At 62.4% G+C, this 26931-nt stretch carries 25 protein-coding genes and 2 tRNA genes; 16 read left to right on the top strand and 11 right to left on the bottom strand.

Annotation, left to right across the window (positions count from 1 at the left end; translation table 11 throughout):
* Positions 1-16 precede the first annotated feature (16 nt).
* From ACI3GR_RS14150 to ACI3GR_RS14130, 5 genes are all read left to right on the top strand, one after another.
* Entirely contained in the window at positions 17-1441 is a 1425-nt protein-coding gene (locus ACI3GR_RS14150; protein WP_407495361.1) for a circularly permuted type 2 ATP-grasp protein, read from the top strand.
* On the top strand, positions 1441-2382 hold the full coding sequence (locus tag ACI3GR_RS14145; RefSeq protein WP_407495359.1) for an alpha-E domain-containing protein: 942 nt from the start codon (positions 1441-1443) through the stop codon (positions 2380-2382). The genes ACI3GR_RS14150 and ACI3GR_RS14145 overlap by 1 nt, the downstream gene beginning before the upstream one ends.
* Positions 2383-3183: a transglutaminase family protein gene (locus tag ACI3GR_RS14140; protein WP_407495357.1), complete on the top strand. Its 801-nt coding sequence runs from the start codon at positions 2383-2385 to the stop codon at positions 3181-3183.
* A 15-nt stretch (positions 3184-3198) separates the two neighbouring features.
* Positions 3199-3930 carry a proteasome-type protease gene (locus ACI3GR_RS14135; RefSeq protein WP_407495356.1) on the top strand — a complete coding sequence of 244 codons (732 nt, stop codon included), beginning with the start codon at positions 3199-3201 and terminating at the stop codon, positions 3928-3930.
* A 117-nt stretch (positions 3931-4047) separates the two neighbouring features.
* Complete coding sequence (locus ACI3GR_RS14130; protein ID WP_407495355.1) at positions 4048-5397, top strand: ATP-binding protein; 1350 nt, start codon at positions 4048-4050, stop codon at positions 5395-5397.
* A gap of 128 nt (positions 5398-5525) precedes the next feature.
* Here the strand turns inward: ACI3GR_RS14130 and ACI3GR_RS14125 are convergent.
* Together ACI3GR_RS14125 and ACI3GR_RS14120 are read right to left on the bottom strand one after the other, a co-directional pair.
* Positions 5526-5612, bottom strand: a tRNA-Leu gene (locus ACI3GR_RS14125).
* A gap of 107 nt (positions 5613-5719) precedes the next feature.
* Positions 5720-6229, bottom strand: a complete 510-nt coding sequence (locus ACI3GR_RS14120) for a DUF2306 domain-containing protein (protein WP_407495354.1) — start codon at positions 6227-6229, stop codon at positions 5720-5722.
* An 82-nt stretch (positions 6230-6311) separates the two neighbouring features.
* On the opposite strand from ACI3GR_RS14120, the gene ACI3GR_RS14115 reads away from it, so the two are divergent.
* From ACI3GR_RS14115 to ACI3GR_RS14105, 3 genes are all read left to right on the top strand, one after another.
* Positions 6312-7100, top strand: coding sequence for a LytTR family DNA-binding domain-containing protein (locus ACI3GR_RS14115; protein WP_407495353.1), 789 nt, complete (start codon positions 6312-6314; stop codon positions 7098-7100).
* Positions 7101-7103: 3 nt separating this feature from the next.
* Positions 7104-7757, top strand: a complete 654-nt coding sequence (lipB, locus tag ACI3GR_RS14110; RefSeq protein ID WP_407495351.1) for a lipoyl(octanoyl) transferase LipB — start codon at positions 7104-7106, stop codon at positions 7755-7757.
* A 91-nt stretch (positions 7758-7848) separates the two neighbouring features.
* Complete coding sequence (locus ACI3GR_RS14105; RefSeq protein WP_407495350.1) at positions 7849-8259, top strand: c-type cytochrome; 411 nt, start codon at positions 7849-7851, stop codon at positions 8257-8259.
* Between the two features lie 174 nt (positions 8260-8433).
* Here ACI3GR_RS14105 and ACI3GR_RS14100 read toward each other — a convergent pair.
* A tRNA-Arg gene (locus tag ACI3GR_RS14100) sits at positions 8434-8510 on the bottom strand.
* 51 nt (positions 8511-8561) lie between these two features.
* Complete coding sequence (locus tag ACI3GR_RS14095) at positions 8562-9575, bottom strand: methyltransferase (protein ID WP_407495349.1); 1014 nt, start codon at positions 9573-9575, stop codon at positions 8562-8564.
* A 183-nt stretch (positions 9576-9758) separates the two neighbouring features.
* Between ACI3GR_RS14095 and ACI3GR_RS14090 the strand changes: the two genes are divergently transcribed.
* The 7 genes from ACI3GR_RS14090 to ACI3GR_RS14060 all read left to right on the top strand — a co-directional run bounded on the left by ACI3GR_RS14090 (position 9759) and on the right by ACI3GR_RS14060 (position 16984).
* The gene (locus ACI3GR_RS14090) at positions 9759-10643 is read left to right on the top strand and encodes a LysR family transcriptional regulator (protein WP_407495347.1); all 885 of its coding nucleotides are present in this window, start codon (positions 9759-9761) and stop codon (positions 10641-10643) included.
* Positions 10644-10743: 100 nt separating this feature from the next.
* Positions 10744-11208 carry a formate dehydrogenase subunit gamma gene (locus tag ACI3GR_RS14085; protein ID WP_407495346.1) on the top strand — a complete coding sequence of 155 codons (465 nt, stop codon included), beginning with the start codon at positions 10744-10746 and terminating at the stop codon, positions 11206-11208.
* Positions 11205-12722 (top strand): formate dehydrogenase beta subunit, encoded by a 1518-nt coding sequence (locus tag ACI3GR_RS14080; RefSeq protein ID WP_407495345.1) that lies wholly within the window; start codon positions 11205-11207, stop codon positions 12720-12722. Before ACI3GR_RS14085 ends, ACI3GR_RS14080 begins: the two co-directional genes overlap by 4 nt.
* 94 nt (positions 12723-12816) lie before the next feature.
* The gene (locus ACI3GR_RS14075) at positions 12817-13035 is read left to right on the top strand and encodes a DUF4287 domain-containing protein (RefSeq protein ID WP_407495343.1); all 219 of its coding nucleotides are present in this window, start codon (positions 12817-12819) and stop codon (positions 13033-13035) included.
* Positions 13036-13039: 4 nt separating this feature from the next.
* Entirely contained in the window at positions 13040-15961 is a 2922-nt protein-coding gene (fdhF, locus tag ACI3GR_RS14070) for a formate dehydrogenase subunit alpha (protein ID WP_407495342.1), read from the top strand.
* A complete protein-coding gene (gene fdhD, locus ACI3GR_RS14065) occupies positions 15958-16773 on the top strand; it encodes a formate dehydrogenase accessory sulfurtransferase FdhD (protein ID WP_407495341.1) in 816 nt (271 codons plus the stop codon). The genes fdhF and fdhD overlap by 4 nt, the downstream gene beginning before the upstream one ends.
* Positions 16763-16984, top strand: a complete 222-nt coding sequence (locus ACI3GR_RS14060; RefSeq protein WP_407495340.1) for a formate dehydrogenase subunit delta — start codon at positions 16763-16765, stop codon at positions 16982-16984. Before fdhD ends, ACI3GR_RS14060 begins: the two co-directional genes overlap by 11 nt.
* 113 nt (positions 16985-17097) lie before the next feature.
* Here ACI3GR_RS14060 and ACI3GR_RS14055 read toward each other — a convergent pair whose 3' ends face one another.
* The 5 genes from ACI3GR_RS14055 to ACI3GR_RS14035 all read right to left on the bottom strand — a co-directional run bounded on the left by ACI3GR_RS14055 (position 17098) and on the right by ACI3GR_RS14035 (position 22713).
* A complete protein-coding gene (locus ACI3GR_RS14055) occupies positions 17098-18159 on the bottom strand; it encodes a DUF1513 domain-containing protein (RefSeq protein ID WP_407495338.1) in 1062 nt (353 codons plus the stop codon).
* Positions 18160-18162: 3 nt separating this feature from the next.
* Complete coding sequence (locus tag ACI3GR_RS14050; RefSeq protein WP_407495336.1) at positions 18163-19140, bottom strand: imelysin family protein; 978 nt, start codon at positions 19138-19140, stop codon at positions 18163-18165.
* Positions 19137-20696 (bottom strand): di-heme oxidoreductase family protein, encoded by a 1560-nt coding sequence (locus tag ACI3GR_RS14045; RefSeq protein ID WP_407495335.1) that lies wholly within the window; start codon positions 20694-20696, stop codon positions 19137-19139. The genes ACI3GR_RS14050 and ACI3GR_RS14045 overlap by 4 nt, the downstream gene beginning before the upstream one ends.
* Before the next feature lie 269 nt (positions 20697-20965).
* Positions 20966-22249: an imelysin family protein gene (locus ACI3GR_RS14040; RefSeq protein ID WP_407495334.1), complete on the bottom strand. Its 1284-nt coding sequence runs from the start codon at positions 22247-22249 to the stop codon at positions 20966-20968.
* A gap of 17 nt (positions 22250-22266) precedes the next feature.
* On the bottom strand, positions 22267-22713 hold the full coding sequence (locus tag ACI3GR_RS14035) for a hypothetical protein (RefSeq protein WP_407495333.1): 447 nt from the start codon (positions 22711-22713) through the stop codon (positions 22267-22269).
* A gap of 207 nt (positions 22714-22920) precedes the next feature.
* On the opposite strand from ACI3GR_RS14035, the gene ACI3GR_RS14030 reads away from it, so the two are divergent.
* On the top strand, positions 22921-24234 hold the full coding sequence (locus tag ACI3GR_RS14030; protein ID WP_407495332.1) for a flavin-dependent oxidoreductase: 1314 nt from the start codon (positions 22921-22923) through the stop codon (positions 24232-24234).
* 58 nt (positions 24235-24292) lie between these two features.
* On the opposite strand, the gene gph is transcribed toward ACI3GR_RS14030, so the two are convergent.
* The gene (gph, locus tag ACI3GR_RS14025; protein ID WP_407495331.1) at positions 24293-24955 is read right to left on the bottom strand and encodes a phosphoglycolate phosphatase; all 663 of its coding nucleotides are present in this window, start codon (positions 24953-24955) and stop codon (positions 24293-24295) included.
* On the bottom strand, positions 24948-26906 hold the full coding sequence (locus ACI3GR_RS14020) for an acetoacetate--CoA ligase (RefSeq protein ID WP_407495330.1): 1959 nt from the start codon (positions 26904-26906) through the stop codon (positions 24948-24950). The genes gph and ACI3GR_RS14020 overlap by 8 nt, the downstream gene beginning before the upstream one ends.
* Between the last annotated feature and the right edge of the window lie 25 nt (positions 26907-26931).

Raw genomic sequence — 26931 nt, 5'->3', positions numbered from 1 at the left:
GCACTAGGTGGGGATTATGACTGACAAACCGATCTTCGATGAAATGTGGGGCCGCGACGAGCAATTGCGCACGCCCTACACCCTGTTCAAGGACTGGTTCGACGGAGAAGAGCCCGCACGCCTGCGCGCCAAGCAGCGCGAAGCCGAAGAGCTGTTCCGTCTGACCGGCATTACCTTCAACGTCTATGGACGGGCCGAAGCCGAAGAACGGTTGATCCCGTTCGACATCGTGCCGCGAGTGATTTCCGGCCCAGAATGGCAGCGGCTGTCCAAGGGGATTGAACAACGGGTGCGTGCTATCAACGCCTTCCTGTACGACATCTATCATGGGCAAGAGATCATCAAATCGGGCCGCCTGCCCGCGCGAATGATCGAAAACAACGACGCCTTCCTGCCGCAGATGATGGGGGTCGATCCGCCGGGCGGCGTTTACACCCATATCGTCGGCATCGATCTGGTGCGCACCGACGACAATCAGTTCTACGTGCTGGAAGACAACGCGCGCACCCCATCTGGTGTCAGCTACATGCTGGAAAACCGCGAAACTATGCTCCAGATGTTCCCAGAGCTTTTCGCACGCAACCGCGTCCAGCGGGTCGAAACGTATCCTACGGATCTGCGCGCGTCGCTGGCGGCCTGCGCACCGTCGGTCGCCGGGTCGAACCCGACGGTCGCTGTATTGACACCGGGCATCTACAACTCTGCCTACTTCGAACACGCCTTCCTGGCGGATCAGATGGGCGTGGAACTGGTCGAAGGGCACGATCTGCAGGTGGTGGATGGCCGTGTCGCCATGCGTACCACCGAAGGCTATCGCCCGATCGACGTGCTGTACCGCCGTGTGGATGACGATTTCCTTGACCCGCTGAACTTCAACCCCGACAGCGCTTTGGGCGTGCCGGGGATCATGGATGTCTACCGCGCGGGTGGGATCACCATTGCCAACGCGCCGGGAACGGGCATTTCGGACGACAAGGCGATCTATAGCTACATGCCTGAGATCGTGGAATTCTACACCGGCGAAAAGGCGATATTGGAAAACGTGCCAACTTGGCGCTGTTCCGAACCCAATGCGCTGGCCTATGTCTTGGACAATCTGGAAGAGCTTGTCGTGAAAGAGGTGCACGGGTCTGGTGGCTACGGCATGTTGATCGGCCCCACCGCGACCAAGAAGGACATCAAGGAATTCCGCGCCAAGCTGGAGGCCAAGCCGTCCAACTACATCGCCCAGCCGACGCTGGCGCTGTCCACGGTGCCTGTCTTTTCCAACAAAGGCCTGTCGCCGCGCCACGTCGATCTGCGGCCCTTTGTTCTGGTCAGCCCGGACAAGGTCAAGATCACGCCCGGTGGCCTGACGCGCGTGGCACTGAAGAAAGGATCGCTGGTTGTGAATTCGTCCCAAGGTGGCGGAACCAAAGACACTTGGGTGCTGGAGGACTGATGCTAGGAAAAACGGCAAACGGCCTCTACTGGATGTACCGCTATCTGGAGCGGGCCGAGAACACATCACGCCTGATCGAAACCGGCCAACGCATCGGCCTGACCCGTTTGGGATCGTCCGAGGCCGAGTGGAAATCCATCCTTCAAACCGCTGGCGTCCTGCCGGGGTTCGAGGCCAACAACGAAGAGATCACCAAGGACGCCGCCATTGACTGGCTTCTGCGGTCGAAACAGAACCCGTCATCGGTTCTGACCTCGATCGAAGGGGCGCGTCAGAACGCCCGCATGGTGCGCACCGCCCTGACCCACGAGGTCTGGGAAGCGGTCAACCGCTGCTACATGAAGACCAAGGATATTCTGGCGCGCAAGGTCAACGAACGCGATCTGCCCCAAGCGCTAAAGGAAATCCGGCAGGCCACCGCCTTGGTACGGGGCGCGACCCACGGCACCATGATGCGCAACGACATCTACGATTTCGCCCGCATCGGCACATTTCTGGAACGCGCCGACAACACGGCTCGTATTCTGGACGTGAAATACTACGTGCTGCTGCCCACGGTCATGTCTGTCGGGTCGTCCATCGACAACGTCCAGTGGGAAACCATCCTGCGATCCGTGTCTGCCCGCGGCGGGTTCCGCGCGACCTATGGCAACGACTATGATCCGACGGATATTGCAAACTTCCTGATCTTGGACGAACGGATGCCGCGGTCTCTGGCCTACTGCATCGGCAAGATCCGGGGCAACTTGGCGTATCTGAACAAGACTTACGGCACGACGGCGGAATGCTACAATCGCGCTGTGCATCTTGAAGAAACCTACCTGTCCAAGGACATCAAGGCGATCTTCGACGAAGGGCTGCACAGCTATATCCAGACGGTCCTGTCGCTGATTGGCGGCGTGGCCGCGCAGATCGAAATTGATTACCGGTTTTACGAATAAATGAACCTGACCATCCAACACACCACCACCTATCGGTTCGAAGATCCGGTGACCTTCGGGCTTCAGCAGGTGCGCATGACGCCTTTGACGAACGATGTCCAAGCTGTCAGCGACTGGGTCATCGACATCGAAGGTGGCAAGATTGAAACCGGGTTTCTGGACCATCACCGCAATCAGGTGGACCTGATTTCCCTGAACCGCGGCGTAACTGAACTGATCCTGACCAGCCACGGCAAGGTCGCGACCTGCGATACCAATGGCGTTCTGGGCCCGCATCTGGGCCCAGTGCCGCTGTGGCTGTTCCGCAAACAGACCGACCGCACCAAACCGGGCCCCAACACCCGCCGTCTGGCGCGTCAGGCCGAAGGCGACACGCAACTGGCGCAGATGCACGACCTTATGGCGCAGGTGGCCGAAGCGGTGGAATACAAAACCGGCACATCCCAGTCCGACTGGACCGCCGAAGATGCGGTGACCGAGGGTCAGGGCGTCTGTCAGGACCATGCGCATGTCTTCATCTCCTGCGCGCGGGAACTGGGGCTGCCAGCACGATACGTGTCGGGCTACCTGATGATGGACGACCGCACCGACCAAGAGGCGATGCACGCCTGGGCCGAGGCTTTCATCGACGGTCTGGGCTGGGTCGGCTTTGACGTGTCGAACGCACAATGTCCCGACGAACGCTATGTCCGCGTCGCAACGGGACTGGACTATTCCGAGGCTGCGCCTGTAATTGGCACGCGCGTCGGCGGGGCCGAAGAATCGCTGAGCGTGCAGATACAAGTGGCACAACAGCAGTAAAGGCGCAGGCCTCAGATGACCTATTGCGTGGGAATGGTTCTGGACCGCGGTCTGGTATTCATGTCCGACACCCGCACCAACGCGGGTTTGGATAATATATCGACCTTTACCAAGATGACCCAGTGGTCCGTTCCCGGTGAACGGGTTCTGACGCTGATGACTGCTGGCAACCTTGCCACCACGCAGGCCGTGGTCAGCATTCTGGACGAACGCACCAAGGCACATGACGATCGCGAACCGTCGATCCTGAAGGCACCGTCGATGTTTCAGGCCGCGAGCCTTGTGGCCGACACGCTGAAAGACGTCATCGCCAAACATTCGATGAACGGTCAACAGGCGTCTTCGGCCTTCAACGCGACGATCATTCTGGGCGGTCAGATCAAAGGCGGCCCCACCCGGCTGTTCCTGATCTATCCCGAAGGTAACTTTATCGAAGCGGGCGACGACACGCCGTTTTTCCAGATCGGAGAGATGAAGTACGGCCGCCCGATCCTTGTCCGCGCCTACGAGCCGGACATGTCGTTTGAAGAGGCGATGCGCCTGCTGCTTGTCAGCTTCGACTCTACGCTCAAGGCTAACCTGACTGTCGGCCTGCCCTTCGATTATCACCTCTACGAAGAGGGAAGTTTCGAAATCGGCACCTCTGGCCGGATTGAGACGGACGATGAATACTTCAAAACCGTGTCCCAAGGCTGGGGCGATGCGCTGAAATCCGCGCTTCACAGTTTGCCCACGTTCGAGATGTAAGCCACGGGCCACGCTGCCCAATTCATCCATATTTTGGCCCAATTCCGGGATTAATCCTGCTCATCGACCGGATTTGCCCTGCGAATCCCGATTTCGACAGGTACGGGAGACAGGCCAGTGGATCACCGCAAGGAACTCGACAGGCTATACAAGATGGAATACGGCGAACCGCTTGAGTTCGCCTTTCGCTGCGTCTTGGTCCTGACCGGTGCCATTATCCACTTTCAGTACACCGGGATGACGACGGCCCTGTTCTGGTGCCTTGGGTTCTTCCTGTCCCACGCCCTGTATTTCATGACGTTGCGGACCCGACCCGAATACTGCACCGAATTCGACACCCTGAAGGCAGGCAGCGTATTCCTTGTGATGCTGGCCGCCTTCGTCTGGTGGCCCGCGTCGCTGATTACCCAAGATGACATTGCCCTGCGGATATCCGGCACGGCTGGCACCGGAACGCTGCTGGTCTTTCTGATCAATCGCAGCGATTCCTTGAAATGGATGGTTTACGGCGAAATCGCCATCATCTTTGCCGCCGTCGGATTAATCATTGCCGTCGAAATGGTGGCCGTCGACAACGCCGCCGCGCGTTGGGTCATGGGCTTTTCCGGCTTGGCGCTGGTGGCCTATTTCTCTCGGACGCTGCTGGCCGCGCGGACACAGAGGCTGGAGACCGAGGCGGCCTCTGTCAGGTCCGTTCAGGCGCAAAAGATGGAGGCCGTCGGCCAGCTCGCTGGCGGTGTCGCGCACGATTTCAACAACATCCTGACGGCCGTCACGGGCAATCTTGAGCTATACGAGGTCATCGACGACCCCAAAGAACGCGATCAGTTCGTGGCCGAGGCGCGCCTTGCCGCTGACCGCGCCGCCACCTTGGTCGGGCACCTGCTGGCCTATTCGCGCAAATCCACGCTGTCGCTATCCACATTCCCCGTGGGCCGCGTCTTTGATCAGGTCAACACGCTCAGCGCGCGGCTTCTGCCCAGTTCGATCGACCTGTCGTTCGACAGCGAAGACGCCAGCCAGCCGATCCGTGTCGATCAGAACCAGTTGATGACCGCATTGATCAACCTGATCGTCAACGCCCGCGACGCCATGGGCCGGTCCGGCACACTGGCCATCCGGTCCCGCGCCTGCGCCTTCGAAGAACCGACTGCCCTGCTGGACGGCTCTATGCTGGATCCGGGCTGCTATGTCGAAATCGCCGTCACCGACAACGGCCCCGGCATCCCCGCCCATATCCTGCGCAAAGTGACCGAACCGTTCTTTACCACCAAGGAAATCGGCGAAGGGTCTGGCTTGGGTTTGTCGATGGTCGAAGGCTTTGCCCGTCAGTCCAAAGGCGGCCTGATGATCGACACCTCGCCCGATGGGACGACGATCCGGATGTACCTGCCCTCTCCGATAGCGTGCGAACGCGCAGTTGAGGTCGACAATACGGTCGTCAATGCGGTGCCTGCGGCGGCGTGAGACCTGCGGCTGACGGTCGAAACGGCATAGGGCGCTGACCACAGCGCTGCTGTCGCGCCTTCGACGAAATCTTTGCCAATATTTTTCAGGGGACCGTCGCTCCAACTTTCGGATCGAAAGTTGGTGACTGGTGCGGTCGAGAAGACTCGAACTTCCACTCCGGTTAAGGAACAGCGACCTCAACGCTGCGCGTCTACCAATTCCGCCACGACCGCACTGTCTTGGCTTAGTGGCGCGGGGAATAGCCCGAGATGTCGGCGATGTGAAGGGGGTATTTGCACCGCCCCCCATCAAAGCCGCAAAAGCACGCGATTAGGTGGCTCTACTTCGCCTCGATCGCACGGAACCCCTTGGGGAAGCCGTTTCGCACCACCAGCAGCACAGCCAAAGTAAAGGCTGCGGTGAATCCGGTGACCTGCGCATCACCGAACACCATCTCTCCCATCATCCGGCCGGGCAACAGGGTGAACAGCCCCGCAACCCCAAGCGACCAGAAAGCGGTGGCTTTAAGGATCAATTCATGCCGGGCGATGTTGCTGCGGCGTACCTCGACCAGCGCCCAGATCACGTTGAAGATCACCAGAACCGACAACAGGTGGATCGGTGAAAACGGCCCGACCATGCGGATACCGTTGATCCAGAACGACGACACCGCAGTCACCAGCATGGCTGTCACCCAGACATAGCCCGTGATCTTGTGCACCCGATCCCGGCGACGACGGAACAAGGTCAAAGGCAGCAGGACCACCGACAACAGCGCCGCGGCGACGTGGATTTGGATGGATGGCATGGCGGTCATCAGCGGATCAAAGGTCATGGCGGTAACTTTCATGGAGTGGATTTCGTCTGGCCCTTGTCTGACGGCCCGCGCTAAAACACTCCAGAGTGAGTGCATCCAAAGGTCCGGCAACTTCGTGAACGACACGCCCCTGCAAACCACGAAGCGTGAATTGCACGCCATGTTCACCTCTCCTGCGATGTGGACGGGGCTTGTGGCGGCTGGCGTGATTCTGGGATTGGCAGGACCGTTTGGCACCGACGACGTTCTGAGCCTGCTACCCCGGTTGGCCTACTGGCTGGTCGTCTCGGCCATCGGGTTTTTGCTGGGCAGCACCATCGCCACCTTCACCGCCGACCAGTTAGAGGCGCGCAGCCTGACACGCTGGCCCGCCGCCGTGGTTGCCGGGCTGATGGCGGGCTGTGTGAACCTGCTGGCGCTGGTGATCGTCAACTGGCTGGTCTTTCGCCTGTCATGGGACGCGCCGGGATATCTGGCTGTGCTGGGGCCGAATGTCATCGTGATCTCTCTGGTCATCACCTTGGCGGCGGTGGCCATCGGCTCTCAGACCCGCGCGACGTCCGCCGAGGATCAGACACAGGCGCAATCCCCCCGAATCCTCGAACGGCTGCCGCTGGACAAACGCGGCCCCCTGATCGCCCTGTCGGTGCAAGACCACTACGTTCAGGTCGCCACGGCAAAAGGGACAGAGTTGATCTTGATGCGCCTCGGCGATGCCATGGCCGAGGTCGGCGATACCCCGGGCCTGCAGGTCCACCGATCCCACTGGATCGCCACCAAGGCCGTCACATCCGCCCGTCGCGACGGTGCGCGTGCGATCCTGACGATGGCGAACGGCATGGACATCCCCGTCAGCCGCACCTATCTGCCCGCTATCAAAGAGGCGGGGCTGCTGCCCCGGTAGAATATGACTGACTGGCAGATCACCGAAGGCCTGACCGATTATGACGAAGCCGTCGCCACGATGGAGGCCCGCGCCAACGCCATCGCCGCAGGTGACGCGGACGAACTGATCTGGCTGGTCGAACATCCTCCGCTATACACCGCCGGCACCTCGGCCAAGCGGGATGACCTGATCGATCCCGACCGCTTTCCGGTCTACGACACCCGCCGCGGTGGGCAGTACACGTACCACGGACCGGGCCAGCGCGTGGCTTACGTGATGCTGGACCTGAACAAACGTGGCCGGGACGTCCGCGCCTTTGTTCAGCAGTTGGAAACTTGGGTGATCGCCACGCTGGACCAGTTCAACATCCACGGCGAAATCCGCGAAGGCCGCGTCGGCGTCTGGGTCCCCCGCCCCGACAAACCCGCCCTGCCCGACGGCACCCCGCGCGAAGACAAGATCGCCGCGATAGGTATTCGCCTGCGTAAATGGGTGTCGTTCCACGGCATCTCGATCAACGTCGATCCCGAGCTTGAGCATTTCGGCGGCATCGTCCCCTGCGGGATCCAAGGTCACGGCGTCACCAGCCTTGTCGATCTGGGACTTCCGGTGTCGATGGAAGACCTCGACGTCGCGCTGAAGGCGTCTTTCGATGTGGTGTTTGACACCCCCTGACATGCGACAATTCACCAGCGCGCGCGCCCTGTTGAAGATGCCCGATTTGCCCTATCTATGGCTTTGACGCGCATGAACCCAAGGAAATGATATGAAATACAGCCTGACGATTGCCGCAGCCCTGACGGCCTTGGCAGCCCCCGCTTTCGCCGACGGTGATGTCGCCACGGGTGAAAAAGAATTCCGTAAGTGCAAATCCTGCCACATGATCGAATCCGCTGACGAAGCCATCGTCAAAGGCGGCAAGACGGGTCCGAACCTTTACGGTGTGATCGGGCGCACGGCAGGGTCGGTCGAAGGCTTCAACTATGGTGACGATCTGGTCGCCGCTGGCGAAGCTGGTCTGGTCTGGGATGTCGAAAACCTGGCGACCTACATCGAAGACCCGAAGGCCTTCCTGCAGGAAACGCTGGACGACGGCGCGGCCAAGTCAAAAATGACCTTCAAGCTGAAGAAGAACACCGAAGACGTCGCCGCCTATCTGGCAACCTTTTCCGAGTGATCGGAACCGCAACGGATGATGCAAAGGCGCGGCTTCGGTCGCGCCTTTTTCTTTGCGCGGGTTTCTGAACGTCTTGGGGGATGCGCGGAGGCTTTCTGTGTTTCTGCGAAACACTTGCCGCTCACTATTGCACTTTCGGTGACGTGGCTCACTTTTCGCATCGCGAAAAGTATGTGGCGCACCCATCAGGATTCGAACCTGAGGCCTCTGCCTTCGGAGGGCAGCGCTCTATCCAGCTGAGCTATGGGTGCCGCAGGCCGGGCTATAGGCTATCACGCCCCGCCCCGCAATCGGAAATCACTTTACGCCGAGCGTCGCCCTACTGCGACCTTGGTCATGCGCGGGATCATGTCGACCACGCGGACATCTGAAAACCCGCCCGCTTCCAGCTCTTCTGTCAGTGTAGCGGTGTCGACCGACCGCGCCTCGGGCGTGAAGGCGGTGTGCTGTAATTGCCAAAGTGCGGCCAGTTCCGGCCCGCTGCGATCCGCTTCGACCATGAAGTCATGGATCACCAGCTGCCCATCCGGCGACAGCGCCGCCATCGCGTCGTCAATCAAACCAGTGTGTGCATCCCCCGGCACGCCCGAGAACAGGTAGGACATCAGCACCGCATCCTGCCCGCCGGGCCAATCCGTTTTCAGCGCGTTGCCTTCGACATATTCGATCCTGTCCGACAGCCCTGCCTTGGCCACGTACTCCCGCCCCAGCGCGGCCACGTTCGGAAAATCCACGATGGTGACGTTCAGAGCGGGGAACGCCTTGCACAGCGTGATCGCAAAGGCCCCAGTGCCACCGCCGACGTCCAGCAGCGTCTGGACGCCCGACAAATCAACCTTTTTCGCCAACTGCCGCGCCGGCCCGATCGATCCCGCGTGCTGGCTGGTGGAATAGATGCGCGCCTGTTCGGGGTCGGAAAACCACTCTTCATAACTGGCGGTATCCACCTCTTCCAGATTGCCGCGCACCGCCGGACCCAATTGATCCAGCAAGGGATACATCTGCTGACCGACCTGAAGGCGCAGGTAGTCGCCAAAGTCATACTTGGCGCCTTTCACCAAAAACGCCTCTGCCGCCGGAGAGTTCTTGTAAAGCCCATCCGCGACCTCCAGCACGCCCATCCCCGCCAGCGCAGTGGCCAGCGTCTCGGCCCGGTCCCGGTGGATGCCGCAGGCCGTCGCCAAAGCCTCGGCGTCCAGCGGACCAGCGGCCAACGCCGTAAACACCCCCAGATCCAGCGCGACGAACAGGGCTTTGGACCCCATGAAGCCAAATGCAATGGCGGAAATCTCGTCGGCTTCGGTCAATGGGGGCATCTGTCTCTCCTGCTGTTTGGCCCAAGCGTAGCAGGCAGAGGGTCAACAGCAACCCGAACGCCGGGATTCGCGCGCGCTGGCCGGAGGTCCGGTGAAACCAACGGCATCTGACCAGCCATTATTGGCGAAACCTGCGAGATATGGCAGAAAGTGATAGAAACTGCCTATCGGATACCCCCCGCCATGATCGCCAAACTAGAAATGCTGATCGCCCTTGCGCAGGAACGACACTTTGGCCGCGCGGCCGCGTCGCTTGGGATCACGCAGCCGACATTATCCGCCGGGATCAAACAGCTGGAGGATCACTTGGGCGTCAAACTGGTCGAACGCGGATCGCGCTTTGGCGGGCTGACGACCGAAGGGCAGCGCGCGCTGGTCATGGCCCGCAAGATCGTCGGCGACAGCCGTCGCCTGCGGGATGAAATGCGGGCCAAGCGTGACGGTCTGACCGGGCAAATCCGGCTGGGCGTGATCCCCACGGCCCTGACATGGGCCGCGCGTCTGGCGACCGAAATGACGCGCCAGCATCCCGGTATCAGCCTGTCGGTCACCTCAACCACGTCGCAGAATATCAAGACATTGCTGGACAATCTCGAAATCGACGCTGGCATCACTTACCTCGACAACGAACCCATCGGACGCGTCAGCACAGTCGAATTGTTCCGCGAAACCTATCATCTGGTCTGCCACGCAGCCCACCCGCTGGCGACGCGCGACCAGATCGCATGGTCCGATATCCCATCGCAGAACCTGTGCCTGCTGACGCCCGACATGCAGAACAGACGCATCATCAACCGCAACTTCCACGACATCGGCGCCGCCCCCGCCGCGCGGATCGAGTCAAACTCGACCGTCGTTCTGGCCGCCACCGTATCCAGCGGCGACTGGGTCACAATCCTGCCAGGTGACATGGCCACATTTCTGGCCGAGGGGCGCGACCTGACAGCCATCCCGATCCAGAACACTCAGACTGCGCATGTCGTTGGATTAGTGACCGAATATCAGGAACCGCACACGCCGGTCCTTTCTGCCTTGATGGAAACAGCCGGTCGTTTTGCCCGAGATTGATAGACAAACCCTATCACCTGACGGAACGCTGATATTGATTTTCCATCGCCAATCCGCCACGCACGCACGATACGACCGCCGACACAATATCGGACCAGCCATGCGCCAGACACCGACCGACACCGAAATTCAGGCCATCATCGACAGCGAAACCCATCGCGAAGGGCCGATGCTGCCTATTCTGCACGCCCTGCAGGCCCGGTTCGACCACATCCCGCAAGAGGCGCTGCCATTGATCGCCGCCACCCTAGGCCTGACCAAAGCCGAGGTGCACGGCGTCGTCACCTTCTACCACGATTTCCGCGAAAACCCCGCCGGGCGGCATGTGCTAAAACTCTGCCGGGCCGAGGCCTGTCAGGCCATGGGCTCCAAGGCGTTGGAGGCCGAGGTGCTGTCACACTTCGCCCTCTCTGGCCCCGGCACCACCGCCGACGGCCGCATCACGATCGAGCCAGTCTATTGCCTTGGCCTGTGCGCCTGCGGACCCGCCGCCATGCTGAACGGCAAGGTCATTGGCCGCGTCGACATGCCCCGCCTGACCCAAGCGATCGAGGCCGCATCATGAAAATCTACCTCTCTCTCGACAGCGCCGCCAAAGCCCTTGGCGCCGAAGACGTCGCCCGCGCCATCCGCGATCAGGCCGAGGCGCAGGGACTGGACCTCCAACTGATCCGCACCGGCACCCGCGGGATGATCTGGCTGGAACCGCTGGTCGAGGTTGACCGCGGCGAAGGTCGTATCGCCTACGGCCCCGTCACGCCCGAAGACGTGCCCGCGATCCTTGACGGCAGCGCCCCATCGCTAGGTCCCACGGAAGAGATCGACTATCTCAAGCGCCAGACCCGCCTGACCTTCGCCCGCTGCGGCGTGATCGATCCGCTGTCGGTTGCAGACTACGAAGCCCACGGAGGCCTGACCGGCCTGCGCCGCGCCCTAGACATGAGCGCCGAGGCAATCGTCGAGGAAACCAAGCAATCCGGCCTGCGTGGTCGGGGCGGCGCGGGCTTCCCCACCGGCATCAAATGGGACACGGTTCGTCAGGCCGAAGCGTCCCAGAAATACATCGTCTGCAACGCGGACGAAGGCGACAGCGGCACCTTTGCCGACCGTATGATCATGGAAGGCGACCCGCTGTCTCTGATCGAAGGCATGGTCATCGCGGGCCTTGCCACCCATGCGACCAAGGGCTTCGTCTACATCCGGTCAGAATACCCCGACGCCATCCGCATCATGGACCGTGCGATCCGCATCGCCCGCGAAAACGCCATCCTCGGGCTGGATGTGCTGGGGTCTGGCAAGTCCTTCGATATGGAGGTGCGCGTCGGCGCGGGCGCTTATGTCTGCGGCGAAGAAACCTCGCTGCTCAACTCGCTCGAAGGCAAACGCGGCGTCGTCCGCGCCAAGCCGCCCCTGCCCGCGCTGGAAGGTGCCTTTGGCAAACCGACGGTCGTGAACAACGTCCTCAGCCTCGCCACGATCCCAGTGATCTTTGAAAAGGGCGCGCAGCATTACGCCGACTTCGGCCTTGGCCGGTCGCGCGGCACCATGCCCATCCAGATCGCGGGCAACGCAAAACACGGCGGTCTGTTCGAAACCGCCTTTGGCCTGCCCTTGGGCGAACTGGTCAACGACTTCGCAGGCGGCACAGCCTCAGGTCGACCGGTGAAGGCGGTCCAAGTCGGTGGCCCCTTGGGCGCCTATTTCGCGCCCGACCAATTCGACACGCCCTTCGGCTACGAAGAATTCGACCAGGCAGGCGGCCTGATCGGCCACGCGGGTATTACCATTTTCGACGACACCGCAGACATGGGCCAGATGGCGCGTTTCGCTATGGAATTCTGCGCGGTGGAATCCTGTGGCAAATGCACCCCCTGCCGGATCGGTGCGATACGGGGTGTGGAAACCATCGACCGCATCACCGCAGGCGACGCCAGCGCCATCCCGCTGCTGACCGACCTTTGCGACACGATGAAAGACGGCTCTCTCTGCGCGCTTGGCGGCTTCACGCCCTACCCCGTCATGTCCGCCCTTCGCCTCTTCCCCGAAGATTTCACCCCCGCGAAAGAGGCCGCCGAATGAAGCATCCTCAACCCTTCTTTGGTCCCCAAAATATCCCGGGGGAGGCCGCAGGCCGGGGGCAGCCCCCCCGTTCCGCCCGTCAAGGAGCCCGCCAATGACCGACAAAGTCAAAGGCCCCGCCTCCTACTTTCCGTCGATCGAGGCGAAGTACGGCCAGCCCATCGACCACTGGCTGGCGATGGTCACCGACCGCGCCGACCTCAAACACATGGAAATCGTGAATTTCCTGAAAACAGACCACGGGCTGGGCCACGGCCACGCCAATGCCATCGTCGCCCACCAGCTTGCCGCACTGAAATCCGACAAAGGATAACCCCATGAAAGATTTCATCATTCCCCCCAAAGACTGGGACATGGGCACCCCCCTGCCCAAATCCGACGCAACCGTTACGCTGAAAATCGACGGCTTTGACGTCACCGTGCCCGAAGGCACCTCGGTTATGCGCGCGGCGATGGAAGCGGGCATCAAGATCCCCAAGCTTTGCGCCACCGACTCGGTCGAGGCCTTCGGCTCCTGCCGCCTGTGCCTTGTGGAAATCGAAGGCCGCCGTGGCACGCCCGCGTCCTGCACCACGCCCGTGACCGAAGGCATGGAGGTGACCACCCAGTCCGACAAGCTGCACAAGCTGCGCAAAGGGGTGATGGAGCTTTATATCTCTGACCACCCGCTGGACTGCCTGACCTGTTCCGCCAACGGCGACTGCGAATTGCAGGACATGGCCGGCATGGTTGGCCTGCGCGACATGCGGTACGAAAAGGGCGAGAACCATTACGCCCCTGTCACTGGCACTCTCGCCTCCGGCGACCTGCGCGCCCGCGCGACGGACGGTGCAACGAACGCCCGCTACGTCCCTAAGGATGACAGCAACCCTTACTTCACCTACGACCCGGCCAAATGCATCGTCTGCTCGCGTTGCGTCCGCGCCTGTGAAGAAGTTCAGGGCACCTTCGCACTGACGATCGAAGGCCGGGGCTTCGACAGCCGCGTGTCCTTTGGCGCGAAAACCGACGATGCGATGCATTCTGACTGCGTGTCCTGCGGCGCCTGCGTTCAGGCCTGCCCCACTGCGACGCTTCAGGAAAAATCCGTCGCCGAAATGGGCACGCCCGATCGGTCCGTCATCACCACCTGCGCCTATTGCGGCGTCGGCTGTTCGTTCAAGGCGGAACTCAACGGCGACAAGCTGGTCCGCATGACGCCCTACAAACACGGCAAGGCTAACCGTGGGCATAGCTGCGTCAAAGGCCGCTTTGCCTATGGCTACGCCGAACACCCCGACCGCATCCTGTCGCCAATGATCCGCGACAGCATTGATGAGCCATGGCGCGAGGTGTCGTGGGACGAGGCCATGAGCTTCACCGCGCAACGCCTGACCGCGATCCATGAAAAATACGGCCGCAAATCCCTCGGCGTCATTACCTCGTCGCGCTGCACGAACGAGGAAACCTACCTCGTCCAGAAACTCACCCGCGCGGTGTTCCAGAACAACAACACCGACACCTGCGCCCGCGTCTGCCACTCCCCCACCGGGTACGGCCTTGGCCAGACTTTCGGCACCTCTGCCGGCACGCAGGATTTTGACTCGGTCGAAGACACCGACATCGCCATCGTCATCGGCGCGAACCCGACCGACGGGCACCCGGTCTTTGCCTCGCGTCTGCGCAAACGCCTGCGTCAGGGCGCGAAACTGATCGTCATCGATCCGCGCCGCATCGACCTTTTGGAAACGCCGCACATGGGCGACAAATGGCACCTGCCTCTGCGCCCTGGCACCAACGTCGCGGTCGTCTCGGCCCTCGCCCATGTCATCGTGACCGAAGGGCTGGCGGATGAAGACTTCATCAAAACCCGCTGCGATTGGGACGAATTCCAGCACTACGCTGCCTTCATCAGCGAAGAGCGGCACTCCCCCGAGGCCTCGGAACTGCTGACCGGCGTCCCCGCCGCCACCCTCCGCGAGGCCGCCCGTGCCTTTGCCAAGGGCGGCAACGGCGCGATCTATTACGGCCTCGGCGTCACCGAACACTCGCAAGGGTCGACCACCGTCATGGGCATCGCCAACCTCGCCATGCTGACCGGCAACATCGGTCGCCGCGGCGTGGGCGTGAACCCCCTGCGCGGTCAGAACAACGTGCAGGGATCGTGCGACATGGGCAGCTTCCCGCACGAGCTTCCCGGCTATCGCCACGTCAAAGACGCCGCCACCCGCGCGATCTTTGAACAGGCCTGGGGCGTCCAGATCGACCCGGAGCCGGGCCTGCGCATCCCCAATATGCTGGACGCCGCGGTCGAAGGCACGTTCAAGGCGCTTTACTGCCAAGGCGAAGACATCCTGCAATCCGACCCCGACACCAAACACGTCGCGGCGGGCCTTGCGGCCATGGAATGCGTCATCGTCCACGACCTGTTCCTGAACGAGACGGCGAACTACGCACACGTCTTCCTGCCGGGCTCGTCCTTCCTGGAAAAAGACGGCACCTTTACCAACGCAGAACGCCGTATCAACCGCGTGCGTGAAGTGATGAAGCCCAAACAAGGCTATGCTGATTGGGAAGTGACGCAGATGCTGGCCAACTCCCTCGGCGCTGGCTGGCACTACACCCATCCCGCTCAGATCATGGAAGAAATCGCGGCCACCACCCCCGGCTTTGCCAAGGTGACCTATGACTTCCTTGAAGAACGCGGATCGGTCCAATGGCCCTGCAACGACGACGCGCCCGATGGCACGCCGCTGATGCATGTGGACGGCTTCGTCCGCGGCAAAGGTCGGTTCATCGTCACCGAATACGTGGCGACGGACGAACGCACCGGCCCCCGGTTCCCGCTGTTGCTGACGACGGGCCGTATCCTGTCGCAATACAACGTCGGCGCGCAGACCCGCCGCACCGACAACAACGCATGGCATGACGAAGACCTGCTGGAAATCCACCCGCACGACGCCGAAAACCGTGGCGTGCGTGAAGGGGATTGGATCCGCCTCGCCTCCCGCTCTGGCGAAACGACCCTGCGCGCCACGATCACCGATCGGGTCAGCCCCGGCGTCGTCTACACGACGTTCCACCACCCGGACACGCAGGCCAACGTCGTCACCACCGACTTTTCTGACTGGGCCACGAACTGCCCAGAATACAAGGTGACGGCCGTACAGGTCGCGCCCTCGAACGGGCCGTCGAATTGGCAGCGGGACTACAACGATCAGGCCGAAAAATCGCGCCGCATCCTGCCCGCAGCCGAATGATCGTCACGGGCACCTCTTTCCGCGCAGAGGCGCTGCGGATTGGCGAGGGCGCAAGCGCCCCCTCCACCCGCGCCCTGCCCGAAGAGGTGCCGGTCGCCTTGGTCTATGATGGCTCGACCCAAGCGGTCATGATGGCGACCCCTGCGGATTTGGAAGACTTCGCTGTGGGCTTTTCCCTGACCGAAGGGATCGTCACTGCAGCCGACCAGATCGAAGACATGTCGATCGCCCAGCACGACGCCGGGATCGAAGTCCGCATGTGGCTCGCCTCAGAGCGCGGCACCGCCCTGACCCGCCGCCGCCGCGCCATGACCGGACCCGTGGGCTGCGGCCTATGCGGCATCGACAGCCTACGCGAAGCGACCCGCGACCTGCCCCATGTCACCGCGACGCCCGCATTGACGATCCCGCAGATTACCGGCGCCACCGATGCGCTGCGCGATGCCCAGCCCCTGCACGATGAAACGCGTGCAGTTCATGCTGCCGGGTTCGTGTCCCCCGATGGATTGATCTACGCCCGCGAAGACGTCGGGCGCCACAACGCGCTGGACAAGGTGATTGGCGCGCTGGCCCGGCAAGGGATCGATCCGGCGACGGGGGCTTTTGTCCTGACCTCTCGCGTGTCGATCGAACTGGTGCAGAAAACGGCACTGGCGGGCTGCGGAATGTTGATCGCAGTCTCCTCTCCGACCGCGCACGCGCTGCGCTTGGCCCAAGACGCTGGCATCACGCTTGTCGCCTTGGCCAAGGGCGGCACGGCCGAAGTTTTTACCCATCCCACCCGTATCGAAGGGGCCGCCCATGTCGCCTGAGAAAATGATCACCATGGCGAACCAGATCGCCACGTTCTTTTCGTCCCAGCCCGGTGACGATCAGGCCGAACGCGTCGCCGCGCATCTGAACGACTTTTGGGAGCCACGCATGCGCAGCCAGTTGCTGAGCTATTTGGATCAGGGCGGCGCGGGACTGCACCCTTTGGTCATTGACGCGCAAAGCCATATCGCGGCCCCTTTGGACAGCTAAGCGCCGCCTCCGGCGGGAGTATTTCTGGAAAGATGAACCAGGAACGCCGCGCCCTAGTCATCCTCTTGCGATAAATATCCAGTGGAGCGCGAGGGGCAGCGCCCCTCGTTGCCTCAGCGGATGCGGATCAGGTGGTTGTCCCAGGCGCGGGGAGCCACCGCCAAGGGTTCTATGTGATCTTGTGCCAACGCCAGCACACCGCCCATCCCATCCGTTGCCAGAAGCCCGGCGCCACGAGGAGCCAGGCCGCAGACGTCGCCGCGCATCACCGCGCCTTGAAACGCCCCGTCGCGACTGAAAAGGTGGACGCGCCCGCCACGCGGCGACGTAATCCCCACCTGTCCCCCCGCCATAGCGACGCTGCCCGCATAGCCGTTCATCGCTAGCTGTTCTGCCAGATCGGCCTGACAGAGCACCGGGGCGTCCCCCCGCCGGTGCAGCCCCATCAATGGCACCGGGTCCGACAGATCGCCCTGCCATTGCATGGCAAAGGCGACCAAATCTCCATCGCTGGCCAGATGGCGGATCGACGCTTGGTGCAGGTCGTCGGATAATTCCACCACTTCTTCAACGCCATCGACCGTCGCGTAGGCCAGATTGGGCCGCATCTTGTCGAGGTTCAGTTTATCCCGTCCCTGATCGGGGTGGGTCCGGATACCGCCATTCGCCACCGCCAGACCGTCTTCGGGCAGGGCTAGGATTTCATGCGGGCCAATGCCGCCGGACGCGATCTCTCCGACCCGTTTGTACCCGGCGCGGCGGGACCAGAAGCCGATCCGCCCCTCTCCGCTGTCGATGTGGTTTTCCGTGGTGCACAGGATGTCGCCCCCCGCGATAAACGCGCCGTGGCCGTAGAAATGACTGCCCTGCGGCGCATCCAGACGATGGGCGACCAGCCCCGTGGTGCAGTCGATGACCAGTGCGAAGGTCCCGGGACGGCGGGCAAAGGCCACCGCTTCGGGCGCATCGGGATGCGCCGCGGCGGCATGTCCACGACCGGGCAAGGCGATGCGAAACAGATCACGCCCCTGCCCGTCCAGGCCGAAAAGCGCGTATCCACCATCCGGTTCGCGCGCCGCCGCCAGATAGGACGGGTTGCCCGCATCCGCCCAGCTAAGCCGGGGCATGGCCGATGCGGCCAGAAGCGAGGCAAGGAAGTGTCGCCGCGATGCCATCGCTTAGTCCCCGTCGGCCGAGTTAAAGCCAGACCCGACGCCAAGCTGAACGCCCAGTTCTGCCTGAATAGCCGTTGCAGCGGCCTTGATGCCCTGCTGCACGATCTCGACCCTCAGGCGGCTAGACGGATCATCGACCCCTGCAAAGACGGGATCCTGCAAGTCCTCTGCATTGGCCAGAACCGTGTCAAAAGCCGCATCGGTCACCGGTGTGGGCGCGTCCGACAGGGCATCGGCCAAGTCGCGCAGGGCCTGCACAGAAATGATCACGTTGCGCAGGGACCGTTCGGACCGGCGCGCCTCGGCCCGTTCGGGGCGGGGGCGGTCGAAGGTGCCCAAGGGGCGACCAAGGCGTTGATCCGCGTTGAACTCAAGCCCTGTCAGCAGCGCGGTATAAAGCCGTTGCGCCGCTTCGCTTTGCGACAGGTAAGCGGTGTTACCATCATCCCCGGCGGTCAGAAGAGCCTGCGCCTGATCCTGCCACTCTGCCATGATTTCGCTTGCCATGCGATCCAGATCGACCGCGATGGCCGTGACCAGCTTGCAGGCATAATCATCGCGCCCGTAGCTGTCGTCGCTGAACAGCAGCCTTTCCAACGCGAACAATCCGCGCCCGGCCACCGACACCTCGGCGAACTGCGCAGGCTCGGATATGGCGCTGTCCTCATCAGCTAGAAGGCGCGCCACCGTCGAACCCACCATGCCGCGCTTGTCGGGCCAGAAACTGATCGCCAAGGCCCGGCCATCGACCTCTAGCGGGCCAAAGCCCAGATGCTGCATCCCCAGCCAAGCATCGAAGGTGTTGTGAAAGGACGGGATCACCGCGGGTGCCGTGCAATCGGCCTGCGCGTTCGTCGCCAAAGCGCGCGCCTGTACCGCGAATGTCTGCACGGCAGGCAAGGCATGGTCATTAACCGCCTCTTTGACGCCAGCGGCGGCAGGCGAGGCAAGGCAGGCGACGAGGAGGATGGAACGGATCATAGGCTTTCCAGATATAGGATCAGATCGGCGCGGACTTGGGGCGTCAGGCCGGCCACGTGGTTTCGGGCGGTCTGCGCCTCTCCGCCATGCCAGAGGATCGCCTCCAGCAGGTTTCGCGCGCGACCGTCGTGTAGGTAATAGCTGTGGCCATTGACCTGTTGCGTCAAGCCAATGCCCCACAAGGGCGGGGTGCGCCATTCCTGACCCGAGGCGCGGCCTTCGGGACGGTTGTCGGCCAGTCCTTCGCCCATGTCGTGCAGCAGAAGGTCGGTAAAGGGCCAGATCAGCTGAAAACTTTGTTCCGGCTGACCATCAAGGCGATCGGTGACGTATTTCGGCACGTGGCACGAGGTGCAGCGCGCCTCATGAAAGACGCGCTTGCCGTTCAGCACATTCGCATCCTCCATATCGCGGCGCGCCGGCACACCGAGGTTGCGGGAATAGAAGGTCACCAGATCAAGGCCGTCGGCATCGACCTCGGTCCCCCGCACGTCCCCATCGCCATGTGGTGCGGAACGGCAGCGGTCCTGCGCCTCGGTGCAATCCCCCCAGCCTGCAGGGAAGAGGGGCGAAGAGATACCGATGTCGCCCGCAAAAGCAGCGGCGACCTGTTCGTGCACGCTTGGCGATCCGGCCTTATGGCCGAACCGTCCCAGCATTGGCCTATCGTGTTCAAAGGACCAGACAATCTGCGCACGGCCGGAAATTCCATCGCCATCCGCATCCTCGGGGTCCGCATTGACGAGGATATCCGCCGCAGGTATCGCCTCAAGCAGCCCTAGTCCGATCATCTGCGGCGCGACACGCGGTGACAGCATCGCGCCCTCGGCCAAGGGACCATAGCCCAGATCTTCGGCAGACCACGTTGGTTTTCGCAGGCTGACGGTTTCGCCGTTCAATGTGACCGGCACCTCTTCCCACGTGACGCCAAGCCGATATTCTGCCGGGTGCCCGGCCACGGCGAAATCCTGCAACTGACCGCCATAAACCGGATCGGGCCGCGTGCGGGGCGTGTCGTCCCCCAGCGACAGCAGGAAGGCTTCGATCCGGCTGACCTCGACCTGTCCATCGGCGGGGACCGAGACGCGCAGGAACATCGACACCGCGTCATCCTGAGGGCCTTCCGGCGGGTGGCCCCGCCCGTCTTTCAGGTGGCACCGCTGGCAGGACCGCGCGTTGTACAGCGGCCCCAAGCCATCGGATGCCAGCGTCGAAGACGGGGACGAGACCCAGAGTTTCTTGAAAAGTCCGTTGCCCAGTTTGAAGTCCAGTTCCCGGTCGAACGAGATGTTGCCGGAGGGCTGGGAAAAGGCATCCGCATCGCTGCGCGCCCGGACCGTGGCAGCCCCGGCTGGGTTGCCTTCGAAGGGTTCGGGTACTGTGAAGTCGGTTGCGGGGGCCGTGACGATCGCGATGCGCGCGGCCTCGGCGTCAGTTCGGGGGACGACGTTCAGCACCGGCGCAGACAGGTCGTCGGCCAGATCTTCGGCCAAATCTTCGGCCCCGGCGGGCGCGGTCAGGGCAAGGCAGATCAGCGCAGAGGTGGCTAGGCGCATCGAAGGCTCCTTGGCGACGGGGTGGCATAGGTGCGGCGGCACGCGCAACCGATGTGGCAGAGAGGTTTCGGCAGGGTTGGGTTTGCGGCAAGGTTATCAGGGGACCGCCTTTGACCGCCGACAGGCGCGGCATCGCAAGTGGTCCGTACTCTATCCTTCCGTCAAAGAACCTAGATCAATCCATGCGGCGACGGCAAACAAGCGCCTGACCGTGGGGCCGGTCAGGCGCAGCCCGGCGGCACGGCGTGCCTTGTGCCGGGCTGTCGCAATCACTGAAACACCGCGTTCGGGTCATCCAAGCTGTCAGAACCTTCGAACCCGATCTGGTCCAGCCCAAGCACGGTCACCGCGCGCTCAATGGATTTCGTCTGCGCGACCAGACCGTCGACGGCCGCCATGATCAGCGCCTCTCCATCCGCGTTTCCACGCTCCAGCATCTGGTCGTAGGAAAACCCAGCCTCAGCGGCGGCTTTCAATTGCCCCAGCTCTGCAACCGTGTGATCCAGCGCCGCCCGCAGATCGGTATCGACCTGAGCGTCCGACGCCGCGACCAGTGAAGACAAGGACGCCCCGGTCACAACCCGGCCATCAATCCCTACGTATTCGCCGTAATAGACGTTCCGGATACCCAGCCCGTCGTAATAATGGCTGTTGTGCGTGTTGTCCGAAAAGCAATCATGCTCTTCCTCGGGATCGTTCAGCATCACGCCCAGCTTCATGCGTTCGCCAGCCTGTTCACCGTAGGACAGCGACCCCATGCCTGTCAGCATCGCGACGATACCCGCGTCGACATCCTGCATCAGCGCGTCACGCGCCGCGCCGCTTTCGGTCCACTGTGCGGCCATCCAATCCAGATCAGAGATCAACAGATCGGTCACTGCCTGCAGATACTCGACCCTCCGGTCGCAATTGTCGCCCGTGCATTCGACGCCCACGACAAAGTCAGTGTAAGGCCGATCCCCTGCCCCGTGATCCATGCCATTCAAATCCTGCCCCCACAGCAGAAACTCGATCGCGTGATAGCCAGTGGCGACGTTCGCTTCGACCTCGTCCGCCTCGTGCAGGGTTTCCGACAAGAACTCTGGCGTGATGTCAGAGGCGTCGATCTCTTCGCCCGATAGGGTGAAGGTCGGGTTGGCGATGACGTTCAGCGCGGCGTATTGGTTTTCATCCGTTGCCCCGCCATAGGCTGCGTCGACATAGTCGATCAGACCTTCGTCCAGCGGCCAGGCGTTCACCTTGCCTTCCCAGTCGTCGACGATCGCGTTGCCGAACCGGAACACCTCGGTCTGCTGATAGGGCACACGGGCGGCGATCCACGCGTCCCGCGCCGCGGCCAGAGAATCCGCCGACGGGTCCGCCACAAGCGCATCAATCGCATCCTTCAGAACCTTGGCCGAGGTCAGGCTGTCGAAATATCCGGCCTGCGCGATATCGGCATAGGTGGTCAGAACGGCAGCTTTGTCGGGCGCGGTGTCCTGCGCGGCCAGCGGCAGGGCAGAAAACACCATCAGCGCGGCGGCAGGCAGGGTGCGGGAAAAAGGGTTCGACATGGGGACTCCTGTCAGGATCAGTTCATTTTGTGGCGCGGCGGACGCGCCCGATGAAGGTCCAGACCAAGGGTCTGGGCCAGCGAAACGGCAATCGGCGCCACATCGGCCCGCAGGATCAGACAGGCGATCATCATCGCCTCTTCCCGGTCACCCACCGCCTGCGAACAGAACAGGGCAAAGACCGCCTCGTCCGCGCCGACGCACTCACACTCCAGCGCGTGATGCATCATCGGGCGACGCCCGTGCCGCAGCATCAGGGCGATCAGATCGGTAAAGCGGGCAAAGAAGGTTTCTGCCGCCTCGGCCCCCAGATGAGACCGAAGCTGATCACGCAGGGCCGCCTGCCCGTCCTCGCCGTCACACCACAGGCGCAACGCGCGGACCCACCAGGCCTCGACCTCGGGCAGCAGGGCGATGCGGCTAACCGGCTGCCCCCCCATCCGGGTCCCGGGCTCAGGACGCATGGGACAGGCGCACCAAGGCGCGAGAGGATTGGAAAGATGAATAACGCATGATTGATTCCGTTTCTGAACTCATAACTGACTTTTTTACTCAGTTAAGTCAATTCCGAGTTTTTCAGTCGGATATAATCCTTGACTGCGACAACCAATTTCTTGCGCTCTGCCCTTCGGATGGTAAAACCGCCCGACCGTGCAAAGGGGGAGGCACCGATGTCCAACGAGGTATTGATCGCAGGCGGCGGCATTGGCGGATTGGCCATGGCGCTGACGCTTCATCAGATCGGCGTGCCCAGTCGCGTGTTCGAAACCGTGCCGGAAATCCGTCCCCTTGGCGTTGGCATCAACCTTCAGCCCAACGCGGTCCGCGAACTGATGGACCTTGGCTTTACCCGCGATGATCTGGACGGCATCGGCCTGCCCGTGCGCGAATGGACCTTGCTGGGCCTGCGCGGACAAGAGGCCTATGCAGAACCCCGCGGGCTCGACGCCGGATACAACTGGCCGCAATACGCCGTCCACCGTGGGCAGCTGCAGATGATGCTGTTGGACAAGGTGCAAGACCGGCTGGGACGCGATGCTGTCGTTCTGGGCGCGCGCGTCACCGGATACAGCCAGACGCCCGATGGGGTGACCGCACAGATCACCCGCACCGATGGCAGCACGGAAACGGCCACGGGTCGTCTGTTGATCGCCGCCGATGGCCTGCATTCCGCGATCCGGGCGCAGATGTACCCCGACCAGCCGCCGATCCAATGGGGCGGCGCGGTGATGTGGCGCGGCACGGCGCGGACGAAACCGATGCGCACCGGGGCCAGTTTCATCGGCCTTGGAACGTCGCGCCATCGCATGGTTCTGTACCCGATTTCCCATCCCGACGCCGACGGTGTGGTCACCATGAACTGGATCGCCGAGGTGACATTCGACAACACTGGCGGCTGGCGCTCGGGTGACTGGAACCGCAAGGTCGAGCACTCGGAATTCGTGCATCACTTCCACGGATGGGAGTTCGATTGGCTGGACGTCCCCGCGCTGCTGAACGCCACTGACGACGTCTGGGAATACCCGATGATCGACCGTGATCCGATCCCGACCTGGGTCGATGGATCGGTGGTCCTGATGGGCGATGCGGCGCATGTAATGTATCCCACCGGGTCGAACGGCGCATCGCAGGCCATCATCGACGCCCGCGTTCTGGGGGCGAAAATGGTCGACCTTGGCGCAACGCCCGAGGCGCTACAGGCCTATGATGCGCAGCTCTGCGAACCCGTGTCTGCCCTGATCCTGCGCAACCGTGGCGCGGGCCCCTTCGCCCTGTTGAACCTGATTGATGAGCGTTGCGGCGGGTCGTTTGACAACATCGACGACGTCGTCAGCCCGGCTGAGAAGGACGAGCTGATGTCGGTCTATAAAAAGGCCGCAGGTTTCGCGATCCAGACGCTGAACGAAGCCGACCCGACGATTGCACCCGGCGCTAAGGTGAAAGAAACGGCAGCGGCGGCAGCGCGCATCCAAGGTTTGAAGTAGACCTGTCTGTGATCAAGTGATCCGCTTGGCGATCTCACCGGGCAGCGGTCGTCCGCCCTCACCGACCGTTCACCAGACCTTTAACCAGCCCCGGCAACTCTGCGAAATCCGCAAACGCCGCCGCGTGCACCAAATCCGCGATCGGCGTCTTGCGATACCCTTCGGTGAACAACAGGAACGGAACACCAGCCGCCTGCGCTGCGCCCGCGTCGATCTCACTATCGCCCACGAATATCCGCGGCCCCGCCGCGCCCGCCCGATCAAACGCCGCGATCACTGGTGCGGCGTCCGGCTTGCGTACCGGCAGCGTGTCCCCGCCGATCACGACCCGAAAGAACCGCGCCAGACCAAAGTGCTCTAGCACTGTGGCAGTGGGCCGTTCCGGTTTGTTGGTGCAAATGGCCAAAGTGATGCCGTCCGCCATCAGCGCCTCTAACGCAGAGACGACACCGGGGAAGACGATCGTATGCGCCACTGCGCCGTCATACCCCGCCATGAACGCCGCCAGCAGGCGCGCCTGTTCATCATTGGGAATGTCGCGCGCCGCCCGCATCTGCGCGATGAAATGCGCAGCCCCCTGCCCGATGAAACTGCGCGTCTCGCCCATCGTCAGCGGCGCAGCCCCTTCGTCCGCCAGCACCTGATTGGCCAGCGCGTGAATGTCCGGCGCGCTGTCGATCAGCGTGCCGTCCAGATCAAAGGCAACGACCGGCTTAGCCATGCGCCGCCTGCCGCGCCTCCGCATAAGCGATGAACTGGTCAAAGCTGTCGGGGTTCGCCATGGAATCCCGGTTCACGACCTTGTCCGCATCCTGCCCCAGCAGCAGCTTTTTCACCGGCACTTCCAGCTTTTTGCCCGAAATCGTGCGCGGCACATCCTTGATCTCGACAATCTCGTCCGGAAGGAAACGCGCTGAAACGGCGGCACGGATCGACGCGCGGATCTTGTCGCTTAGGGAGTCGTCCAAGGGCCCGTCCTTCGGCACCACGAACAGCACCATAAAGCTGTCGCGGCCCAGAAATTCCAGATCGATGACGAGGCTGTCCAGCACCTCGTCCAGCCCTTCGACGGCGCGGTAAATTTCGGATGATCCCAGCCGCAGCCCGCGCCGGTTGATCGTCGCGTCCGACCGGCCATAAATCACCGACCCGCCTTCCGGCGTGAACTCGATCCAGTCGCCGTGCCGCCAGATGCCGGGATAGGTGTCAAAATAGCTGTCGTGCAGGCGCGATCCGTCCTCATCGCCCCAGAAGTAGAGCGGCATCGACGGCAAAGGTTCGGTACACACCAACTCCCCAACCTCACCAATCAACTCGTTCCCATCGGGATCATAGGACCGCACCGCATTGCCCAGCGCACGGCACTGCATCTCGCCTGACCGCACGGGCATCATCGAATTGCCCACAACAAACGGCCCCGCCAGATCGGTCCCGCCAGAGATCGGGTTCAACCACAGGTCCTGCTTCACGTCTGCATAGACCCAATCATACCCCTCGGGGCTAAGCGGAGACCCCGTCGACCCCAGCCCCGTCAACGCCGACAAATCCAGATCGCGCCCCGGCGTGATCCCGGCTTTCATGCAGCCCTGAAAGAACGCCGCGCCGGCACCGAAATACGTAACGCCCTCATCCGCGATGATGTGCCAGACGGTCATCAGATCGGGATAATTCGGCGCCCCGTCGAACATTACGATCGTCGCCCCTGCGGCCATCGCGTTCAGTTGCGAATTCCACATGATCCATCCCGAGGAGGTCAGCCAGCTAAACCGCTCTCCAGGGCGCAGATCCTGATGCATGGATTGCTTCGCGCCCTCGATCAGCACGCCGCCATGGCCATGCACGATTGGTTTGGGATTGCCGGTCGTGCCAGACGAATAGACCACCCAGACCGGGTCCGAGAACTCTACCATCGTGACCTGCGCGGGCTGCGGGTCGCGCAGCGTCGCGGCCCACGCGGTCCAGCCATCGGCCTGTCCGACAAAGGGCAGCATGATCTTGGCCTCCAGCGTCGGAAGCTCAGCGACGAGGTTCGACAACAGCTCGCTCCGGTCATGCGTCTTGCCGCCGTGTTTGTATCCGTCCTGTGCGATCAGCGCCTTGGGTTCGATCTGGCGGAACCGGTCAAGGATCGCGACCTGCCCCATATCCGGCGAACACAGCGACCAGATCGCGCCCAGCCCGGCGACGGCCAGAAAGGCCACGATGGATTCCATCCCGTTCGGCAAAACGGCAACGACGCGGTCACCCTTGCCAACGCCCATATCCCGCAGCGTCGCCTGAAGCGATCCGACCTGCGCGTCCAACTCAGCCCAGGTGGCCTGCATCCGCCCAAAGGTTTCCGAATGGCTGATCACCGCGATGTCGTCCGGGCGCTCCTGCGCGTGCTTCAGGATTTGCGCGGCAAGGTTGGTTTTGGCCCCGGGGAACCAGTCGGCCCCAGGCATCTTGCGTTCTGGCAGTACCTCGCGCCAATCGCTGACGGGCAGATCGTTGAAGGCAATGATGGCGGTCCAGAACCCGTCCAGATCGCTGACAGACCATTCCCAAAGGTTCTGATAGCTGTCGAAGGTCTGCCCCCGCTCGGCTTCAAGCCAGCGCATGAATTCGGCAATGCGCGAGGCTTCCGCCCGCTCTTTGCTGGGCGTCCAGAGTATTTTGCGCTCCTCACTCATCGCGTCTCTCCTCCTGATCGATGTT

This window comes from Pseudooceanicola aestuariicola (assembly GCF_045763785.1).
Lineage (GTDB): Bacteria > Pseudomonadota > Alphaproteobacteria > Rhodobacterales > Rhodobacteraceae > Pseudooceanicola.
This window is presented reverse-complemented; position numbering and strand designations above follow the sequence as displayed.

What these genes read in the sequence shown, in the direction of transcription:
- ACI3GR_RS14150 (WP_407495361.1), top strand. Translation starts at nt 17, where the DNA reads ATGACTGACAAACCGATCTTCGATGAAATGTGGGGCCGCGACGAGCAA.
- ACI3GR_RS14145 (WP_407495359.1), top strand. Translation starts at nt 1,441, where the DNA reads ATGCTAGGAAAAACGGCAAACGGCCTCTACTGGATGTACCGCTATCTG.
- ACI3GR_RS14140 (WP_407495357.1), top strand. Translation starts at nt 2,383, where the DNA reads ATGAACCTGACCATCCAACACACCACCACCTATCGGTTCGAAGATCCG.
- ACI3GR_RS14135 (WP_407495356.1), top strand. Translation starts at nt 3,199, where the DNA reads ATGACCTATTGCGTGGGAATGGTTCTGGACCGCGGTCTGGTATTCATG.
- ACI3GR_RS14120 (WP_407495354.1), bottom strand. Translation starts at nt 6,229, where the DNA reads ATGAAAGTTACCGCCATGACCTTTGATCCGCTGATGACCGCCATGCCA.
- lipB (WP_407495351.1), top strand. Translation starts at nt 7,104, where the DNA reads ATGACTGACTGGCAGATCACCGAAGGCCTGACCGATTATGACGAAGCC.
- ACI3GR_RS14105 (WP_407495350.1), top strand. Translation starts at nt 7,849, where the DNA reads ATGAAATACAGCCTGACGATTGCCGCAGCCCTGACGGCCTTGGCAGCC.
- ACI3GR_RS14095 (WP_407495349.1), bottom strand. Translation starts at nt 9,575, where the DNA reads ATGCCCCCATTGACCGAAGCCGACGAGATTTCCGCCATTGCATTTGGC.
- ACI3GR_RS14090 (WP_407495347.1), top strand. Translation starts at nt 9,759, where the DNA reads ATGATCGCCAAACTAGAAATGCTGATCGCCCTTGCGCAGGAACGACAC.
- ACI3GR_RS14085 (WP_407495346.1), top strand. Translation starts at nt 10,744, where the DNA reads ATGCGCCAGACACCGACCGACACCGAAATTCAGGCCATCATCGACAGC.
- ACI3GR_RS14080 (WP_407495345.1), top strand. Translation starts at nt 11,205, where the DNA reads ATGAAAATCTACCTCTCTCTCGACAGCGCCGCCAAAGCCCTTGGCGCC.
- ACI3GR_RS14075 (WP_407495343.1), top strand. Translation starts at nt 12,817, where the DNA reads ATGACCGACAAAGTCAAAGGCCCCGCCTCCTACTTTCCGTCGATCGAG.
- fdhF (WP_407495342.1), top strand. Translation starts at nt 13,040, where the DNA reads ATGAAAGATTTCATCATTCCCCCCAAAGACTGGGACATGGGCACCCCC.
- fdhD (WP_407495341.1), top strand. Translation starts at nt 15,958, where the DNA reads ATGATCGTCACGGGCACCTCTTTCCGCGCAGAGGCGCTGCGGATTGGC.
- ACI3GR_RS14060 (WP_407495340.1), top strand. Translation starts at nt 16,763, where the DNA reads ATGTCGCCTGAGAAAATGATCACCATGGCGAACCAGATCGCCACGTTC.
- ACI3GR_RS14055 (WP_407495338.1), bottom strand. Translation starts at nt 18,159, where the DNA reads ATGGCATCGCGGCGACACTTCCTTGCCTCGCTTCTGGCCGCATCGGCC.
- ACI3GR_RS14050 (WP_407495336.1), bottom strand. Translation starts at nt 19,140, where the DNA reads ATGATCCGTTCCATCCTCCTCGTCGCCTGCCTTGCCTCGCCTGCCGCC.
- ACI3GR_RS14045 (WP_407495335.1), bottom strand. Translation starts at nt 20,696, where the DNA reads ATGCGCCTAGCCACCTCTGCGCTGATCTGCCTTGCCCTGACCGCGCCC.
- ACI3GR_RS14040 (WP_407495334.1), bottom strand. Translation starts at nt 22,249, where the DNA reads ATGTCGAACCCTTTTTCCCGCACCCTGCCTGCCGCCGCGCTGATGGTG.
- ACI3GR_RS14035 (WP_407495333.1), bottom strand. Translation starts at nt 22,713, where the DNA reads ATGCGTCCTGAGCCCGGGACCCGGATGGGGGGGCAGCCGGTTAGCCGC.
- ACI3GR_RS14030 (WP_407495332.1), top strand. Translation starts at nt 22,921, where the DNA reads ATGTCCAACGAGGTATTGATCGCAGGCGGCGGCATTGGCGGATTGGCC.
- gph (WP_407495331.1), bottom strand. Translation starts at nt 24,955, where the DNA reads ATGGCTAAGCCGGTCGTTGCCTTTGATCTGGACGGCACGCTGATCGAC.
- ACI3GR_RS14020 (WP_407495330.1), bottom strand. Translation starts at nt 26,906, where the DNA reads ATGAGTGAGGAGCGCAAAATACTCTGGACGCCCAGCAAAGAGCGGGCG.